This window comes from Microbacterium barkeri (genome assembly GCF_027921765.1).
Classification (GTDB): domain Bacteria; phylum Actinomycetota; class Actinomycetes; order Actinomycetales; family Microbacteriaceae; genus Microbacterium; species Microbacterium barkeri.
Window position 1 is genome coordinate 220,435 of record NZ_BSEJ01000004.1, and the last position, 16,459, is coordinate 236,893.

The 16,459-nt window shown below is 71.8% G+C and carries 13 protein-coding genes; 9 read left to right on the top strand and 4 right to left on the bottom strand.

Annotated elements, in window-relative coordinates; all coding sequences use genetic code 11:
• Window positions 1-35 precede the first annotated feature (35 nt).
• The 3 genes from PKE79_RS06445 to PKE79_RS06455 are packed head-to-tail and all read left to right on the top strand — an operon-like array spanning window position 36 to window position 2,301.
• Window positions 36-521: a GtrA family protein gene (locus PKE79_RS06445; RefSeq protein WP_271172847.1), complete on the top strand. Its 486-nt coding sequence runs from the start codon at window positions 36-38 to the stop codon at window positions 519-521.
• Window positions 518-1,348 carry a glycosyltransferase family 2 protein gene (locus tag PKE79_RS06450; protein ID WP_271172848.1) on the top strand — a complete coding sequence of 277 codons (831 nt, stop codon included), beginning with the start codon at window positions 518-520 and terminating at the stop codon, window positions 1,346-1,348. Before PKE79_RS06445 ends, PKE79_RS06450 begins: the two co-directional genes overlap by 4 nt.
• Window positions 1,345-2,301, top strand: a complete 957-nt coding sequence (locus PKE79_RS06455; RefSeq protein ID WP_271172849.1) for a glycosyltransferase family 2 protein — start codon at window positions 1,345-1,347, stop codon at window positions 2,299-2,301. The genes PKE79_RS06450 and PKE79_RS06455 overlap by 4 nt, the downstream gene beginning before the upstream one ends.
• Here PKE79_RS06455 and PKE79_RS06460 read toward each other — a convergent pair.
• Window positions 2,256-4,448 carry a hypothetical protein gene (locus PKE79_RS06460; protein ID WP_271172850.1) on the bottom strand — a complete coding sequence of 731 codons (2,193 nt, stop codon included), beginning with the start codon at window positions 4,446-4,448 and terminating at the stop codon, window positions 2,256-2,258. The two genes, PKE79_RS06455 and PKE79_RS06460, sit on opposite strands and share 46 nt — an antisense overlap.
• Before the next feature lie 76 nt (window positions 4,449-4,524).
• Complete coding sequence (locus PKE79_RS06465; protein WP_271172851.1) at window positions 4,525-5,862, bottom strand: MFS transporter; 1,338 nt, start codon at window positions 5,860-5,862, stop codon at window positions 4,525-4,527.
• Window positions 5,863-6,022: 160 nt separating this feature from the next.
• Between PKE79_RS06465 and rfbA the strand changes: the two genes are divergently transcribed.
• The 5 genes from rfbA to PKE79_RS06490 are packed head-to-tail and all read left to right on the top strand — an operon-like array spanning window position 6,023 to window position 12,433.
• Window positions 6,023-6,892 carry a glucose-1-phosphate thymidylyltransferase RfbA gene (gene rfbA / locus PKE79_RS06470; protein WP_271172852.1) on the top strand — a complete coding sequence of 290 codons (870 nt, stop codon included), beginning with the start codon at window positions 6,023-6,025 and terminating at the stop codon, window positions 6,890-6,892.
• 5 nt (window positions 6,893-6,897) lie between these two features.
• Entirely contained in the window at window positions 6,898-7,896 is a 999-nt protein-coding gene (gene rfbB / locus PKE79_RS06475; RefSeq protein ID WP_271172867.1) for a dTDP-glucose 4,6-dehydratase, read from the top strand.
• Between the two features lie 6 nt (window positions 7,897-7,902).
• Entirely contained in the window at window positions 7,903-9,315 is a 1,413-nt protein-coding gene (locus PKE79_RS06480) for a sugar nucleotide-binding protein (RefSeq protein ID WP_271172853.1), read from the top strand.
• Complete coding sequence (locus PKE79_RS06485; protein ID WP_271172854.1) at window positions 9,312-11,351, top strand: acyltransferase family protein; 2,040 nt, start codon at window positions 9,312-9,314, stop codon at window positions 11,349-11,351. Before PKE79_RS06480 ends, PKE79_RS06485 begins: the two co-directional genes overlap by 4 nt.
• Window positions 11,348-12,433: a glycosyltransferase gene (locus tag PKE79_RS06490; protein WP_271172855.1), complete on the top strand. Its 1,086-nt coding sequence runs from the start codon at window positions 11,348-11,350 to the stop codon at window positions 12,431-12,433. The genes PKE79_RS06485 and PKE79_RS06490 overlap by 4 nt, the downstream gene beginning before the upstream one ends.
• On the opposite strand, the gene PKE79_RS06495 is transcribed toward PKE79_RS06490, so the two are convergent.
• Together PKE79_RS06495 and PKE79_RS06500 are read right to left on the bottom strand one after the other, a co-directional pair.
• On the bottom strand, window positions 12,396-14,066 hold the full coding sequence (locus PKE79_RS06495) for a glycosyltransferase family 2 protein (protein ID WP_271172856.1): 1,671 nt from the start codon (window positions 14,064-14,066) through the stop codon (window positions 12,396-12,398). The genes PKE79_RS06490 and PKE79_RS06495 overlap by 38 nt on opposite strands.
• A gap of 22 nt (window positions 14,067-14,088) precedes the next feature.
• Window positions 14,089-16,179, bottom strand: a complete 2,091-nt coding sequence (locus PKE79_RS06500; protein ID WP_271172857.1) for a LasA N-terminal domain-containing protein — start codon at window positions 16,177-16,179, stop codon at window positions 14,089-14,091.
• 184 nt (window positions 16,180-16,363) lie between these two features.
• On the opposite strand from PKE79_RS06500, the gene PKE79_RS06505 reads away from it, so the two are divergent.
• Window positions 16,364-16,459, top strand: a 96-nt coding sequence (locus PKE79_RS06505) for a hypothetical protein (protein ID WP_271172443.1), incomplete at its 3' end; no start/stop codon positions are given.

The window sequence follows — 16,459 nt, forward strand, 5'->3', positions numbered from 1 at the left end:
TATGTGCATGCCCCTCGCGTATCCTGATGCCGCACATGAGCAACGAAGAATCCCCCGCCGAGACCGAGGCCATCGCCGGGATGAGCGGGCCGGATGGCCCGCTGCTGCGCCTCTTCCGCGACCGTCGCGTCGCCTTCCTGTTCGTCGGGGCCGTCAACACCGCGATCGGCTTCGCATGGTTCGTGCTCTTTTCCCGTCTGTTCGAGGCCGGATGGCCGGGCGCCGCCTGGACGGTCTTCGCGGTCATCCTGTGCGCGCAGATCATGAGCACGCTCAGCGCGTTCGTCTTCTACCGGAAGCTCGTCTTCCGGGTGCGCGGCCACGTGTGGCTCGACTTCGCCCGGTTCCAGCTCGTGTACCTCGGGACGTTCATCCTCAACTTCGTCGTCGTGCCGCCGCTCAAGCTCTGGCTCGGCTGGCATGAGATCGTCGCGCAGCTCCTGTTCACGGTCGTGATCGCGTTCGCCAGCTGGTTCGGGCACAGCCGCTTCTCGTTCCACCGCAAGAAGGAGGACGCGTGACCGCTCCGCGCATCAGCGTGGTCATCCCCGCGTACAACAACGGCCGCACGCTCGGCGAGACGATGCGATCCGTGCTCGACCAGCAGGTCGACGGGCTCGAGCTCGTCGTCGCCGACCACGCGTCGTCGGACGACACGTGGGATGTCATGCAGGGCTTCGCCGCCGACCCGCGCGTGACCCTGCTGCGCACGGAGGCCGGCGGCGGCGCCGCGCGCAACTGGAACCGCGTGACGGACGCCGCGACCGGCGCCTACCTCAAGCTCGTGTGCGGCGACGACGTCCTGCGGCCCGGCGTGCTCGCACGCCAGGCGCGGCTGCTCGAGCGGTCGGGCGCCGTCCTCACCGCCTGCAAGCGCGACATCATCGATGCCGAGGGCAAGGTCCTCATGGCCGGATGGGGCCTCACGGGGCTCGGCCGGCCCATGTCGGGCGGCGAGGCGCTCCGCCGCACCGTGCGCGCAGGCCGCAACCTCCTCGGCGAGCCCGCCTCCGTCATGATGCGCCGGGAGGCGTTCGCGGCGGCCGGCGGATGGCACGGCCGCTTCTCCTATCTGATCGACCTCGCGAGCTACGCCCGCGTGCTCGTCGGCGGCGGGTTCACGCCCGACACCGAGGTGGGCGCGACGTTCCGGATGAGCGACACGCAGTGGTCGGTCGCGCTCGTCGACGAGCAGACCGCGGAGGCGCGCGCCTTCCACGCATGGCTGCGCGCCGAGCACCCCGAGATCGTGACCGAGGCGGATCGGCGCATGGGCGACATCCGCGCCGGTCTCATGGCCCAGGCCCGGCGCATCTCGTACCGTGTCCTCAAGAGGAGGATGGGATGACCGTGCGCCGGCGCATCGCCTACGTGCTGCCGATCTACAACGAGGAGGGGAACATCCCCCTCCTGTACGAGCGTCTCGTCTCGGCCACGGCGCCGCTCGGCGACCGCTACGACGTCGAGTTCGTCTTCGTCGACGACGGCAGCCGCGACCGGTCGCTCGAGCTGCTGCGCGGACTGCGCGCGCAGGACCCTCGCGTCTCCGTGTACGCGCTCGCGCGCAACTACGGCCACCAGATCGCCGTGACGGCGGGCCTCGACGTCGCCGACGCCGACGCCGTGATCGTCATGGACAGCGACCTGCAGGACCCTCCCGAGGTCAGCCTCGAGCTCATCGAGCGGTGGGAGCACGGCGTCGACGTCGCCTACGCGCAGCGGCGCACACGCGACGACGGCCTCTTCAAGCGCACGACGGCGCACGGCTTCTACTGGCTGCTGAGCAAGCTCTCGAGCGTGGACATCCCCCGCGACACGGGCGACTTCCGCCTCATGGACCGCCGGGTCGTCGAGGAGCTGCGCAAGCACCCCGAGCGCAACCGGTTCATCCGGGGGCTCGTCGCGTCGATCGGGTTCCGCCAGGAGGCCGTCCTCTTCGACCGCGACGCGCGGCACGCGGGCGAGACCGGCTATCCCCTCCGGAAGATGCTCAAGCTCGCGGGCGACGGCATCTTCGGCTTCTCGACCGCGCCCCTCAAGCTCATCAGCCGCGTGGGCGGCGCGATGGCCGTCCTCGCGCTCCTGTGGACGATCTACCTCGTCATCGCGCGTCTCGTGAACCCGGAGTCGGTCATCGAGGGCTGGACCTACCTCGCGGCCGGGATGTTCCTCCTCGGCGGCGTGCAGATGCTCATGCTGGGGGTGCTCGGCAGCTACCTCGGCCGCATCTACGTCGAGGTGCAGGGCCGCCCGCTCTACGCCTTCGCGGTCGCCGAGGCCGGGCCCCCGCCCGCGCGCTGACGGAGGCGCGCCACCCCGCGCCCGATGAGCCAGCCGAGGCCGATCGCCATCGCGAGGCCGTAGGCGCCCATGAGCAGCGGCCACGCGGGCGGGCGGAACGACACGGTCACCGTCTCGCCGGGCGCCACGTCCGTCGTGTCGACCGTGAGAAGCCAGCCCCGCAGCGGCTCGGCCTCCGCCGCGCCCGCGACGGCGTAGCCCGGGTACGGCAGACGGCTCAGCACCACGCGCCCGTCCTCGCCGGCCTCGTCGACCTCGAAGGACACCGACGTGTCGTCCTGCGCGGTCACCGTGACGCGCGTGTCGGGAGCCGTCCACACGACGCCGCCCGCGCTCGGCAGCGCCTCATCGCGCTCGAAGAGCCAGGTGTACTCGCCGTCGGCCGCGAGCGTCCATCCCTCGGGCGCCTCCGGCTGCTCGGGGTACGTGTCCTTCATCGCGACGATCGTGCTCACGCTCATGAGGTCGGCCACGCGCAGGCCCGTCTCCTCGTCGACCGACCACAGCGTCTCGAGGGCGTCCTCGCAGGTCTGCCCGCGCAGGTCGATGCAGAGGTCGTCGCCGAACGTCTCGAACGGCAGGACGGTGTAGAGGCTGCTCACCTCCGTCGGGCTGAAGTACCAGAGGTTGGCGAGCAGCCGCTCCGACCAGCTGTCGCGGTCCTGCCATCCGTCCTCCGCGTCGCCGACGACGATCGCGTCGCCGTGCGCGTCCGGGAGGACGGCCTGCAGGGCCGTCGCGCTGTCGGGCGCGCTGCGGCTCGGCAGCGGCGACTCGGGCAGGAAGCGCATCTGCCCCGCGGCGAAGACGGCCGTCACGATCATCGCCCCGACCACCGCGACGGTCGTGCGCCGTCGCACGCGGGGCGAGCGCGCGACCCATCGCAGCGCGACGAGCGCCGCGAGGGAGACGAGCGCGGCGGCTCCGATGACCTTCCACGCGTACGGCCCGTTTCCCCAGGTCAGGACCGAGGTCACGGCGATGACGAGCGCCGAGAGCCAGAAGGCGCGGCGCGTCGCCCCCGCGGGGAAGCGGCGCGAGATCCCCACCGCGAAGAGCACGATGAGCACGATCGCGAGATACGGGATGAGACGCAGCGGCCAGCGGATCGGCCCCATGTGGCTCGGCCCCAGCACGAGCGCGAGCACGAGGCCGCCGAGCACGAAGAGCGGGATGGCGCGCCGCACGGCCGAGCGCGCGAGCGGCAGCGCGAGCGGGAAGAGCAGGAGCACCCACGCGATGTAGACGAGCGGACCGGGCGTGATGTCGCCGAACCAGGAGCGGATGGTCGCGCTCACCCAGGGACTCCCCGCCGACGCGAGGTCCGTGAGATCGGCGTTGAGGAACCCGAGGTTCTCGAACGGCGCGTTCCCGCGCTCCGTCACGGGCGCGGTGAGGACAGCGGGCAGGTACACGACGATCGTGAGCAGCGCGCCCCACGCCGAGGCGAGCAGGGTCCGCAGCACTCGGGGGCCGTCGCGGCGCACCGCATGGCGCACGAGCGACTCGACGAGCACGACGACGAGCATCATGACGCCGAACACGTAGCCGACCGTGATGAGCAGGTAGCTCGCGACGAGGTACGGCAGCGGCGAGCGGCGGTGCTCGACCGTGCGCCGCAGCGCCCACCACACCCACGGGAACAGCGCGACGTTGATGAGGTCGGTCGACCAGGACGCGGCGTCCATGTAGACGACGAAGCCGGACGACGGCACGAGCACGCCCGCGAGCGCCGCCCACGGACGGTGCGCGCCGAACTGGCGCGCGAGCAGGTAGACGCCCAGGGCGAGCACGACGAGGAACGCGAGCTTCACGCCGGTCGCGTGCGCGACCGGACTCTCGCTGAGCCGCGCCGTGACGGCGATGAGCCACGTCATGGGGTTGAGGAGGCCCCACTGGCCTTCGGCCCAGTAGTTGCCGGCCTGCCAGGCCGATGGGTCGAGCATCGGCAGGCGCCCCTGCAGGAGCTGGTCGCCGAGCTGCCACCACTGCCCCGCCGAGCCGCGCTCGGTGTCGTCGGAGAAGTAGAACCGCGGGGTCACGAGGAGCCGTGCGGCCGCGAGAGCGAGGGTCGCCAGGACGGTGAGAAGGGGCCAGCCCACCCGCTGCGCGCGCCGCCGTGCCCGATTCGTGCCGTCCGCCGTCATCTGTCCTCCGCTGCTCGCCCCGCCGCGCGGCGGGCCAGACTCGATGGTAGTGCGAGCGGCCGGGCGGACCCCGCGATCAGCGCGCAGGGCCCTCGAGCTCCTCGAGCGAGCGGCCGCGGGTCTCGCGGGTGAGGAGCGTCGCGAGCGCCGACACCGCGCAGATGGCGAACGTCACGGCGCCGATCGTGAGCGGCACGTTCTCCGTCCCAGGAGGGGCGATCGCCGTGAACAGCGACGGGAAGAACGCCGCCAGCATGAGCCCGATGTTCTGCGACACGGCGAAGCCGGTCACGCGGATGCGCGCGGGGAACTGCTCCTGGAAGAAGGTCGCGAAGGTCGCGTTCCACATCTGGAAGAAGATGCTCTGCACGATGACGACGAAGACGAACACGAGCACGAGGCTGCGCTGCTCCACGGCCCACAGGTACGCGACCGTGAGGAGGCCTCCGCCGAGCCCGCCCGCGACCATGAAGCCACGGCGTCCGAACCGGTCGGACAGGCCGCCGAAGATCGGGATGGTGAGGGCGGCGGTGAGATTGGCCACGAGCGTGACCCAGAGGAAGTCGCTCGTCGAGAACCCGATCCCGTACCCCTCCTGCGTCGCATACGACACGCCGAAGACGAGCGTGGCCATCCCGATCACGTTCGTGAACGTCATGAGGATGCAGCGGATCATGACCCACGGGTACGAGCGCAGGAGCTCCACGACGGGGAACCGGCGACGGACCTCGACGGCGCTCTCTGCGGAGAAGACGGGCGTCTCGTGCACGCCGCGGCGGATGAGGTATCCCGCGATGATGACGACGGCGCTGAGGAGGAACGGGATGCGCCATCCCCACGCGGCGAAGTCCTCCTCGCTGAGCACGGCCGCCAGCGGGAGCATCACACCTGTGGCGAGGATGGAGCCGATCTGGGTGCCCTGCAGCGTGAAGCTCGTGAAGAAGCCCCGTCGCGCGTCGGGCGAGTGCTCGACGACCATCGCCCCGGCGCCGCCCAGCTCTCCCGCGACGGCGAATCCCTGCACGAGGCGCAGGATGACGAGGAGGATCGGCGCGAGGACGCCCACCTGCGCGTACGTCGGGAGGAGGCCGACGAGCAGGGTCGAGAAGCCCATGAGCAGCATCGCGAGGATGAGGACGTTCTTGCGCCCGCGCCGGTCGCCCCAGGCGCCCAGCAGCACGGCGCCGACAGGGCGCGCGACGTAGCCGACCGCGTAGGTCGCGAGGGACGAGATGATGCCCACCGTCGGGTCGCCGGTCGGGAAGAACACGACCGGGAAGACGAGCGCCGCGGCCTGCGAGTAGAGCGCGAAGTCGTAGTACTCGAGGGCGCTGCCCACCCATGCGCTGAGGGCCGCCTTCTTCGGCTCCCGAACGATCCCGCTGTCGGCTTCGGCCTGCTTCGCTGCGCTCATGCCGTCACTCTCCTGTCCGCACTGACTCGCCGACCCGAACGTGGGTAAGCGTTTTCCATCGTAATGGAACGTTTCAATCGCGACAACTCGGGCGTCGATGGGCGGTGCGGGCGACGGCGTCCGCCAGGGGTCACGGGGTCTCCTGTGTCACGATGGCTGTGTGAAGGGCATCATTCTTGCGGGTGGGTCGGGGACGCGTCTGCATCCGGTGACGTTGGGGACGTCGAAGCAGCTGGTGCCGGTGTATGACAAGCCGATGGTGTACTACCCGCTGTCGACGCTGATGCTGGCGGGGATCCGGGAGATCCTGGTGATCACGACGCCGCATGATGCGGCCTCGTTCGAGCGTCTGCTGGGGGATGGGTCGCAGTTCGGGGTGTCGATCTCGTTCGCGGTGCAGCCGTCGCCGGATGGGCTGGCGCAGGCGTTCACGATCGGGGCGGATTTCATCGGCGATGACAAGGTCGCCCTCGTGCTGGGCGACAACCTGCTGTACGGGCCGGGGCTGGGCACGCAGCTGAAGCGGTTCGCGGATGTGGACGGTGCGGCGGTGTTCGCGTACTGGGTCGCGGAGCCGTCGGCGTACGGGGTGGTCGAGTTCGACGGGACGGGGCGGGCGGTGTCGCTGGAGGAGAAGCCGACGCACCCGAAGTCGAACTACGCCATCCCCGGCCTGTACTTCTACGACAACGACGTCGTCGACATCGCCCGGGGGCTTCGGCCCTCCCCGCGGGGGGAGCTGGAGATCACGGACGTGAACGCCGCGTACCTGCGACGGGGGAAGCTGCGGGTGGAGGTGCTGCCGCGCGGGACGGCGTGGCTGGACACGGGCACGTTCGATCAGATGGCCGACGCGGGAGACTACGTGCGCACGATCGAGCGGCGCACGGGGTTGAAGATCGGGTCTCCGGAGGAGATCGGGTGGCGGCAGGGGTTCCTGTCCGACGACGACCTGCGTCAGCGGGCGCAGAAGCTGGTGAAGTCGGGGTACGGGGCGTACCTCCTCGAGGTCCTGGAACGGGGTAAGTGAGCATCGTGGGCACTCTTGTCGTCACCGGCGGGGCCGGTTTCATCGGATCGAACTTCGTCCACCACGTCATCGCGCACACCGACCACCGGGTGATCGTGCTGGACAAGCTCACCTACGCCGGCAACCCCGCCTCCCTGGCCGGGCTGCCCGAGGACCGCGTCGAGCTCGTCGTGGGCGACATCGCCGACGCGGACCTCGTCGACTCCCTGTTCGCCCGCGCCGACGCGGTCGTGCACTACGCCGCGGAGTCCCACAACGACAACTCCCTCAACGACCCCCGCCCGTTCCTGGACACCAACATCGTCGGCACCTACACGCTGCTGGAAGCCGCCCGCCGCCACGGCACCCGCTTCCACCACATCTCCACCGACGAGGTCTACGGCGACCTCGAGCTCGACGACCCGGCCCGGTTCACCGAGACCACCCCCTACAACCCCTCCTCCCCGTACTCGTCGACGAAGGCCGGCTCCGACCTGCTCGTGCGCGCGTGGGTGCGCTCGTTCGGGATCGCCGCGACCATCTCGAACTGCTCCAACAACTACGGCCCCTACCAGCACGTGGAGAAGTTCATCCCCCGCCAGATCACGAACGTCATCCGCGGCATCCGCCCCAAGCTCTACGGCGCCGGGCAGAACGTACGCGACTGGATCCACGCCGACGACCACTCCTCCGCCGTGCTCACGATCCTCGAGCACGGCCAGATCGGGCAGACCTACCTCATCGGCGCCGACGGCGAGAAGAACAACAAGGACGTCGTCGAGCTCATCCTCACCCTCATGGGCCAGCCCCGAGACGCCTACGACCACGTCGCCGACCGCCCCGGCCACGACCTGCGCTACGCGATCGACTCCACCAAGCTCCGCACCGAACTCGGCTGGACCCCCCGCTACCAGGACTTCGAAGCAGGACTCGCCGCGACCATCGACTGGTACCGCGAGAACGAGACCTGGTGGGCCCCCGCCAAAGACCACGTCGAAGCCTTCTACGCCTCGAAAGGACAGTGACCGGCAGTGACGACGTTCGGCAAGACCCTCGCCGTCACCGACACCCCGATCCCGGGGCTCGTCGTGCTCGACCTGCCCGTCCACGGCGACGCCCGCGGCTGGTTCAAGGAGAACTGGCAGCGGGAGAAGATGACCGCGCTCGGGCTGCCCGACTTCGGGCCCGTGCAGAACAACATCTCCTTCAACGACAAGCCCGGCACCACCCGCGGCATCCACGCCGAACCGTGGGACAAGTACGTCTCCGTCGCGACCGGGCGGATCTTCGGCGCCTGGGTCGACCTGCGCGAGGGCCCCACCTTCGGGGCCGTGTTCACCGCCGAGCTCGACCCGTCGAAGGCGATCTTCGTGCCCCGCGGTGTCGGCAACAGCTACCAGACCCTCGAGCCCGACACCGCCTACGTCTACCTCGTCAACGACCACTGGTCCCCCGACGCGGCCTACTCCTTCCTCAATCTCGCCGACGAGACCGTCGCGATCGACTGGCCCATCCCGCTCTCCGACGTCGAGATCAGCGACAAGGACCGCACCCACCCGCGCCTGGCCGACGTCGTGCCGATCCCGCCCCGCAAGACTCTCGTGCTCGGCGCGAACGGCCAGCTCGGCCGCGCCCTGCGCGCCCTCCTCGGCGACCGCCCCGACATCGAGTACGCCACCCGCGCCGACCTCGACCTCGCCTCCCCCGACCTCGACACCGCACGACCCTGGCGCGACTACGACGTCATCGTCAACGCCGCCGCCCACACCGCCGTCGACCACGCCGAGACCCCCGAGGGCCGCACCCAGGCCTGGGCCGCGAACGCCACCGGCGTCGCCGCGCTCGCCCGCATCGCGACCGAGCACCGCTGCACCCTCGTCCACATCTCCAGCGACTACGTCTTCGACGGCACATCCGACGCCCCCTACCCCGAGGACGCCCCCCTCTCGCCCCTCGGCGTCTACGGGCAGACCAAGGCCGCCGGCGACGCGATCGTGCAGACCGTCCCCCGCCACTACCTCATCCGCACCAGCTGGGTCATCGGCGACGGCCGCAACTTCGTCACCACCATGGCCTCCCTCGCCGAACGCGGCATCGACCCCTCCGTCGTCGCCGACCAGACCGGACGCCTCACCTTCACCGACGACCTCGCCGCCGGCATCCACCACCTCCTCACCACCCGCGCCCCCTACGGCACCTACAACCTCACCGGCAGCGGACAGCCCGCCACCTGGGCCCAGATCGCCCAGAGCGTCTTCACCCTCACCGGCCACGACCCCGCCCGCATCACCCCCGTCACCACCGACGCCTACTACGCCACCGCGACCGGCCCCATCGCCCCCCGCCCCCGCAACAGCGTCCTCGACCTCGCCAAGATCACCGCCACCGGCCACACCCCCGCCGACCACACCGACCGCCTCGCCGCCTACCTCACCCCGCAGTGACCACGCGCAGCCCCGCGCGCGCCGACATCCAGGCCCTCCGCGCCCTCGCGGTGCTCGGCGTCGTCCTGTTCCACATCTGGCCGCGAGCCCTGCCGGGCGGCTACGCGGGCGTCGACGTCTTCTTCGTCATCTCCGGCTTCCTCATCACGGGCCAGCTCGTCCGCGCACGCGAGCGCGGAACGCTGAGACTGGGAGCGTTCTGGGCCGCCCGCGCCCGCCGCCTGCTGCCCGCGAGCCTGCTCGTGCTGCTCGCGAGCGTCGTGCTCGTGCTCGTGTGGACGCCCGCGCCCCAGCAGGCCCACGACCTGCGCTCGATCGTGGCGAGCGCGCTGTATGCCGTGAACTGGCAGCTCGCGGCCGACGGGGTCGACTACCTCGCGCACGACGCGGCTCCGCCGATCGCCCAGCACTACTGGTCGCTCGCCGTCGAGGAGCAGTTCTACCTCCTGTGGCCCCTGCTCGTCCTCGCCGCCACCGCGCGCCGCCTGCGGGGGCGACGGGTGCTCGTCGTCGGCGCCGTGGCGGTCGCGGTCGTCGGCTTCGCGGTGAGCGTGTGGCTCACGGGCGCGAGCTATCCGTACGGCTACTTCTCGACCGCGAGTCGCCTGTGGGAGTTCGCGCTGGGCGCGATCGTCGCGCTCCTGCCCCCACTCGCCCTGAGGGCATCCGTCCGCCTGGCCATCTGGGTCGCCGCGGTCGCCGCGCTGGTGATGGCGATGCTCGTGTTCGACGCCGCGACGGCTTTCCCCGGCCCCTGGGCGCTCGTGCCGACCGCGGCGACCGCGCTCCTCATCGCGATCGGGCCGACCGCGCCCTCGCACGCGTTCGAGCGACTCGTCGCATGGCGCCCCGTGCAGTGGGTGGGCGATCAGTCGTACGGCGTGTATCTCTGGCATTGGCCCCTCGTGGTGATCGCGCCGCACGTGCTCGGCCGTGCGCCCGACCTCCCTGAGAACCTGCTGCTGCTCGCGACGACCTTCGTGCTCGCCGCGGCGTCGAAGCGGCTCGTGGAGGATCCGATCCGCTTCGGCGCGCGCCCCCGCGCGGCCCGGCCCTCCCGGATCCTCGCCCTCACCGCAGTCGGGATGGCGGTGGTCGTGGCCGTCGCCGCCCTGCCGATGTGGCACGGAGCGACCGCGGCAGCCGAGCAGCGCGCACAGGCCGAGGCGAGCCTGCGAGATCCCGCCCAGTGCCGCGGTGCGGCAGCCCTCCTCGAGCCGGGCTGCGCTGGCCGCGCGGACGACCGGCATCCGATCGCGGATGTCGTGCCCGCCCTGGCCGGCCTCCGCGACGACACGGCCGGCGCCTTCGACTGCTACGACTTCGATCCCGGCGCGGGCGGGGAGCCGGTGTCGTGCGCGTTCGGCTCCGAGGCGCCCGGCGCGGTCCGGGTGGCGCTGCACGGGGACTCGCATGCCGCGATGCTCATCCCCGCCCTGCGAGAGGTCGCCGACGAGCGCGGATGGCGCGTCGAGACGTTCGTGGGGCGGGGCTGCGTCTGGCAGGAGCCCGCGAGCGCCGCGTGCGCCGAGCGGAACGCACGGCTCGAGAGCCGTCTCGCCGACGGGGCGTACGACGTGCTGCTCGTCACCGCGGTCAACTCCGCCGAGCGCGACGCGGCCGCGCAGGCCGCGGTCGCCGACCGCTACGCCGAGGCGTGGCGGTCGGCGCAGGAGGCGGGGACGCGCGTGGTCGTGCTCGCCGACAACCCGCGTGTGCCCGCAGCCGCCCAGGACTGCGTGGCCACCGCGGATGTGCTCACCGAGGCGACCTGCGCGATCCCGCGCGCCGACGCGGCGCTCGAGAGCGATCCGCTCCGCGCGACCGCGGCGTCTCTCGACGCGCCGCTCGTGGATCTGTCCGACGCGTACTGCACGGCCGACGCGTGCCCCATGATGCTGGGAGGCGTGCTCGTGTACCGCGACCTCCACCACATCACGGGGTCGTTCAGCACGACGCTCGGCGGCTATCTCGCCGAGCGTGTGAGCGCGGCGATCGGCGTCGAGCCGTCGCCCACCCCGAGGAGGAGTCGATGAAGAACGCCGGAACCGTGCTCGTGTTCCCCACGTGGCCGGAGAACCCCTACCTCAACCTCCTCGAGCTGGCGGCGCGTGCGGCCGGCTACCGCTTCCGGGGCGCGACGACGCATGCCGAGCTGCTGCACGCCCTGCCGGCCCTGCCCCGGGGCGGCGTCGTGCACGTGCACTGGACGACCCCGCTCGTGCAGGAGGCCGCCGACGAGGCCGACGCCCGCGACCGTCTGCGCCGCCTCCTCGCGGCGCTCCGCGACGCCCGCCGCCGTGGTGTGCGGATCATCTGGACGCTGCACAACCGACTGCCCCACGAGCTGCGCTTCCGGGAGGCAGAGATCGCCCTCTACCGGGGCCTCGCCGACCTCGCCGACGTCGTGCACGTGATGGCGCCCGACACGGCAGCGGTCGTCGCCGACGTCGTCGCGCTCGATCCGGCCCGGATCCGCGTCATCCCTCATCCCAGCTACGAGGGGATCTACGACGCGGGCGTCGGCCGCACCGCCGCACGGGCGTCGTTCGACCTCGCGGAGCGCGATCGCGCGGTGCTCTTCCTCGGGCAGATCCGGCCCTACAAGGGCGTCGACGCGCTCGTCGAGGCCGCGACCGCCGCGGGCGACGACATCGTCCTCCTCCTCGCCGGCGTCGTCAAGGAGCAGTCGGAGGAGGAGGTCGCCGCGCTCCTTCCCGACGGGCTCCGCGCGCACACGCAGTTCTCCTTCGTGCCCGACGGGGATCTCGCGCGCTGGTTCCGCGCGGCCGACGTCGCGGTGTTCCCGTACCGCGCGATCCTCAACTCGGGCAGCGTGCACCTCGCCGCCACCTTCCGGGTGCCGGTCGTGCTGCCGGATGAGCCGCACCTGCGCGAGCAGTTCGGGGACGAGCGCTGGGTGGCGTTCTTCGACACCGCGCGGTCGGCGGCATCCATCGCCGAGCTGCTCCGCGACCGCGAGCTGTTCGCGGGCGTCGGCGAGCGCGACTTCGCGCGCTTCACGGCCGGGATCTCGCCGTGGCGCACGGCGAGCGCCTACCGCCGTCTGCTCGACGAGCTCAGCGCAGCGCCCTCGCCCGCTCTCGCGCCACGATAAGCGCTCGCCGGACCGCCCGCGGCGCCCAGTGCCGCCGGCGCCGCACGACGGTCACGCCGTCGACGCGCGCGTAGAGGAACGGATCCCGCGGGTCGTACGCGGGCAGCTCCCCCTCCCCCGCGACGGCCACCGCGATGTCCTCCCGGGCGACGAGAAGCGCCGGGGTGAGGGGTCGGTGCAGCGGCAGCGCGCCCGCCGGGAACGCCGCGCGCCATCGCCACCCGCCGCGGACGTCCGCGCGCCACGTCGTCTCCGCGGCGGGGACAGGCGGGCGGTCCGCGAACTCCCCGTCGTGGAGCACGGGGACGCACGCGTCCTGTCCGCGGGCGCTGCGTCCCTCCACGACGAGCGATCCTCCGATGCGCGCGACGTGCGTGACCCGTCCGTCGAGCTCACGACGTGCCGCGAGCGCCCGCCCGAGGTCGCGCTCGGCGACGCGCGCCTCGGGGACGAGCATGAGGGCGCGCTCGCCGAGCACCCGGCGCACGGCCTCGACGAGCCGGTGCCAGGCATCGACGTCCTCGTCATCCGACCGCAGCGACGAGGTGAGCGGCGTGATGAGCGCCTCGCGCTCCTCCGGAGACAGCGCCGCGACGGCGTCCAGGGCGTCCAGTGCCGCGTGCCAGTCCGCCACGGGCTGCGGGCCGAGCCCCGTCATCCATCGCGCGAGCGGACGGATGGCGGCGCGCCCGCCTGCCGCGGCCATCCGCAGCACGAGCGCGCGGAGCGGGTCGCCGGCGAACGGCGGCGTCGCCTCGAGAAGCTCCCGCAGCGCGTCGCGCACACGCTCATCGTCCGCTCCGTCTGCGGCGTCGCGCGCCGCCCAGCGCGCGACGTGCACGAACCCGTCCCGCTCGCGCACGAGATCCGCGTACACCGTCGAGAGCCGCTCGTCACCCGCGTCGGCGACGAGGCGCGCGCAGGCGAGCTCCTGGTCCAGATAGCTGAGCAGCGACGCCGCCGAGTCGGCGCGCGCCGACATCGAGCTGCCGCCCGGCCGCTCGCGGTAGAGATAGACGACGTCGGAGACGACGTCGACCCGGCGCGCGCGCAGGTAGGCGCTGACCATCGGCACGATGTCGTTGGACCGCGGGACGTCGGGGAAGCGGATGCCCGTGCCGCGCAGCCAGTCGAGCGCGAAGGCCTTGTTCCAGCAGGGGCGGCTGAAGAGCAGCGTGGGCTCGTCGCGCAGGGTCGTGCCGCGCGCGGGACGGTCGAACGCCGGCATCACGTCGGTCGGCCGCCACGTGTCGGCGGGACGGAACTTGAGGTAGTCGCCGAACGCGATATCCGAGCCGCTGCGGGCGAGGCTGTCGACGAGGGCGACATAGGCGCCGTCGGGCACGAGGTCGTCGCCGTCGCAGAAGACGATGAACCGCCCTCGGGCCTCATCCATCCCCGTGTTGCGCGCCGTGCCGCCGCCCCGACCGGCCGACGGGATGAGCCGCACCCGACTGTCGCGCTCCGCGACCTCCGCGACGATGTCGGCCGTGCCATCCGACGAGGCGTCGTCGACGACGAGGACCTCCATGCCCGCGACGCGCTGGGCGAGGACCGTCTCGAGCGTCTCGCGGATCCACGGGGCGACATCGTGCGTGGGGATCACGACGGACAGGACCGGGCGCTCAGTCACCACCCGATCCTATCCGCGCGCATCAGCGGACCGCCGAGCCCTTCGGCAGGAAGTCCACGGTCTGCGCCGTGAGGGTGAGGATGGTCGGCCACGCTCCCCCGTTGAGGCGCCGCACGGCCGCGACCGACGTCACATGGCGCAGGCGCCCGCCGTCGAGCACATAGACGCGATCGCTCGTGGCCGACTTCACGAAGATGCGGCCGGGCACGCGCCCGCCGGAGAGATCGAGCACGCGGCACGTCGCCGTGTCGAGCGTCGTCACCGCGAAGCCCGCCGTCGTGGTCACGGCACGCAGCCTGCCGCCGGCGGCGAAGTACGTCGTGCCACCGCAGCGGGCGAAGAGGCTCAGGCTCCCCTTGTCGGCGTACCCGGTGAGCGTCGCGCCCGGGACGTGCGCGTCGACGCCGCGACCGAGGCCGTACTCGTCGGCGAAGCCCCAGCTCGGGAGGTACACGAGGCGGCGGTCGGAGGTCGCGAGGTACACCCGGGCGGACGAGGTCCGCTTGACCCACGAGCCGGGCGCGAACCGGACCTCGCCGATCGTGTAGCGCGAGAGGCCCGACGGCGGCATGACAGCCGCGAACGGCTTCGACGATCCCGCGAGTGCCGCCGCGGCGGCGGCGTCGTAGAGCGGGTGCAGCTTCGAGCCGCTGATGAGGTGGAGCGTCGTGCCGCTCCACGTGCGGCGCGCGACGTTCGTCATCGTCGCGCCCTGCTTGACCGCCGTGTACGTGCCGGCCGTGAGGGCGAGCTCCGTGCCGCACCTGCCGCCCCACTGCCAGACCTGCGTGCAGGTCGTGAAGCGGTGGCGCTGGCCGCCCTGCAGGAGCGAGATGTCGCCGGTCGACGCGTTGCGGATGAAGCGCGAGGACGTGCCCTTCGTCGGGTATCGCGCCGCCTCGTCCACCGAGACCGAGCGCCACGAGCCGAAGGCGGCCTCGTATGCCGAGAGCAGCTCTCTCGTGACGTGGACCTTGCTCGCGCCGTTGAGGAGGAAGATGTCTCCGTTCGGCGTCCGGATGAGACCCGACGTCGGCCCGCGCGTCGCCCCGAACCAGTCGGTGAAGTAGTTGTAGAAGTTCCGGTTCCCGTAGGCGGAGCACGCGTCGCCCGTGCCGTACCCGGCACGCAGCGCCGCGGCGTTGGGCTGATACGGCGTGTAGTAGTAGAGGCTCGCCGTGGCCTTGTTCCGGATCGTGACCGGTCCCGAGCCGCACGACGCGTTCGGGTGATACCGGACCTGCGACACCTTCCCGACCGGGAACCAGTCGAACCAGCTGGACTTCGCGTAGATCTGGTACTGCCGTGCCGCGCCGTAGACCTGGTTCTGGAAGCCGTAGTAGCGGGTGTCGCAGGCCGACGTATCGGGGCAGGCCATGCCCATCGCGATCGTGTACCGCCACGAGCTCGGCCACGTGTGCGTGACGAGTCCCTGCTCCTTCTGCAGCATCACGAGGAGCACCTTGGGGCTGATGCCGCACGCCTGCGCGACCTTCGCGATGATCGTCGCGGCGGACTCGCTCGAGGCGCCCTGATAGGGCTTCGTGCAGTACGCGTCGGCCTTGCGCGACGTCGTGCTCGCGCGGAAGTCCTTGAGGCAGGTGTACCCCGACTGGCAGGTCGGCACCTTGCGCTTCAGGAAGTCTTGGATCTGGGCGGCGCTCATCGACCCGCTGTCGTAGAACACGGCGTCGCTGATGATGTTGCCCGGGTCGAACCCGACCAGGCTCACCGCGCTCGCGCGCAGCTCCGCGCCCTCCTCGACGACCGCGGCGTCGAGCGTCGTGTCCTGCGCGACGCGGTCCATCTCCTCGTCGGTGAGCGCTCCGGGGGTGGGCGAGGGCGTCGCGCTGGGGGTCGGGGACGCGCTCGGCGTGGGTGCGGCACTCGGGGTCGGCGACGCACTCGGCGTCGCGGACGGGAGCGGCGGCGCGCTCGGCAGCACGCCGGGGGCCGTCGTCGCCGAGATGACGGGCTCGTCATCCGCGTCGGGCGCCGCGGCGAGGGCCGGGCTCGCAGCGGAGATGACGCCCGCGAGGAGCGAGAGGACCGCGAGGGTCGACAGAGCGAGACGTCCGCGCGCGTGCGCCGACGTGCGAGAGGGTGCACGCATGTGAACAGTGTGACAGATGTGAAAGCTCTGAGAAGGGGCGGATGGCGACGGGCCTGCCGCGCGGGCCGCGTCCATGTCGCTCCGAGGGTGGCCGGGCGGGTCCATGGGAGGATTGACGGGTTGCGTCGCACGGCCCGGTCCCCGGCCCGGCGCGTTCGAGTCGGCCAGAGAGGTTTCAGGCGTCATGAAGTTGAGTGTGATCGGTTGCGGGTATCTGGGTGCGGTGCATGCGGCGGCGATGGCGTCGCTGGGGCACGAGGTCGTCGGGATCGATGTCGAT

Coding starts and splice junctions, on each gene's coding strand:
- PKE79_RS06445 (WP_271172847.1), top strand. CDS start 36: ATGAGCAACGAAGAATCCCCCGCCGAGACCGAGGCCATCGCCGGGATG.
- PKE79_RS06455 (WP_271172849.1), top strand. CDS start 1,345: ATGACCGTGCGCCGGCGCATCGCCTACGTGCTGCCGATCTACAACGAG.
- PKE79_RS06460 (WP_271172850.1), bottom strand. CDS start 4,448: ATGACGGCGGACGGCACGAATCGGGCACGGCGGCGCGCGCAGCGGGTG.
- PKE79_RS06465 (WP_271172851.1), bottom strand. CDS start 5,862: ATGAGCGCAGCGAAGCAGGCCGAAGCCGACAGCGGGATCGTTCGGGAG.
- PKE79_RS06490 (WP_271172855.1), top strand. CDS start 11,348: ATGAAGAACGCCGGAACCGTGCTCGTGTTCCCCACGTGGCCGGAGAAC.
- PKE79_RS06500 (WP_271172857.1), bottom strand. CDS start 16,179: ATGCGTGCACCCTCTCGCACGTCGGCGCACGCGCGCGGACGTCTCGCT.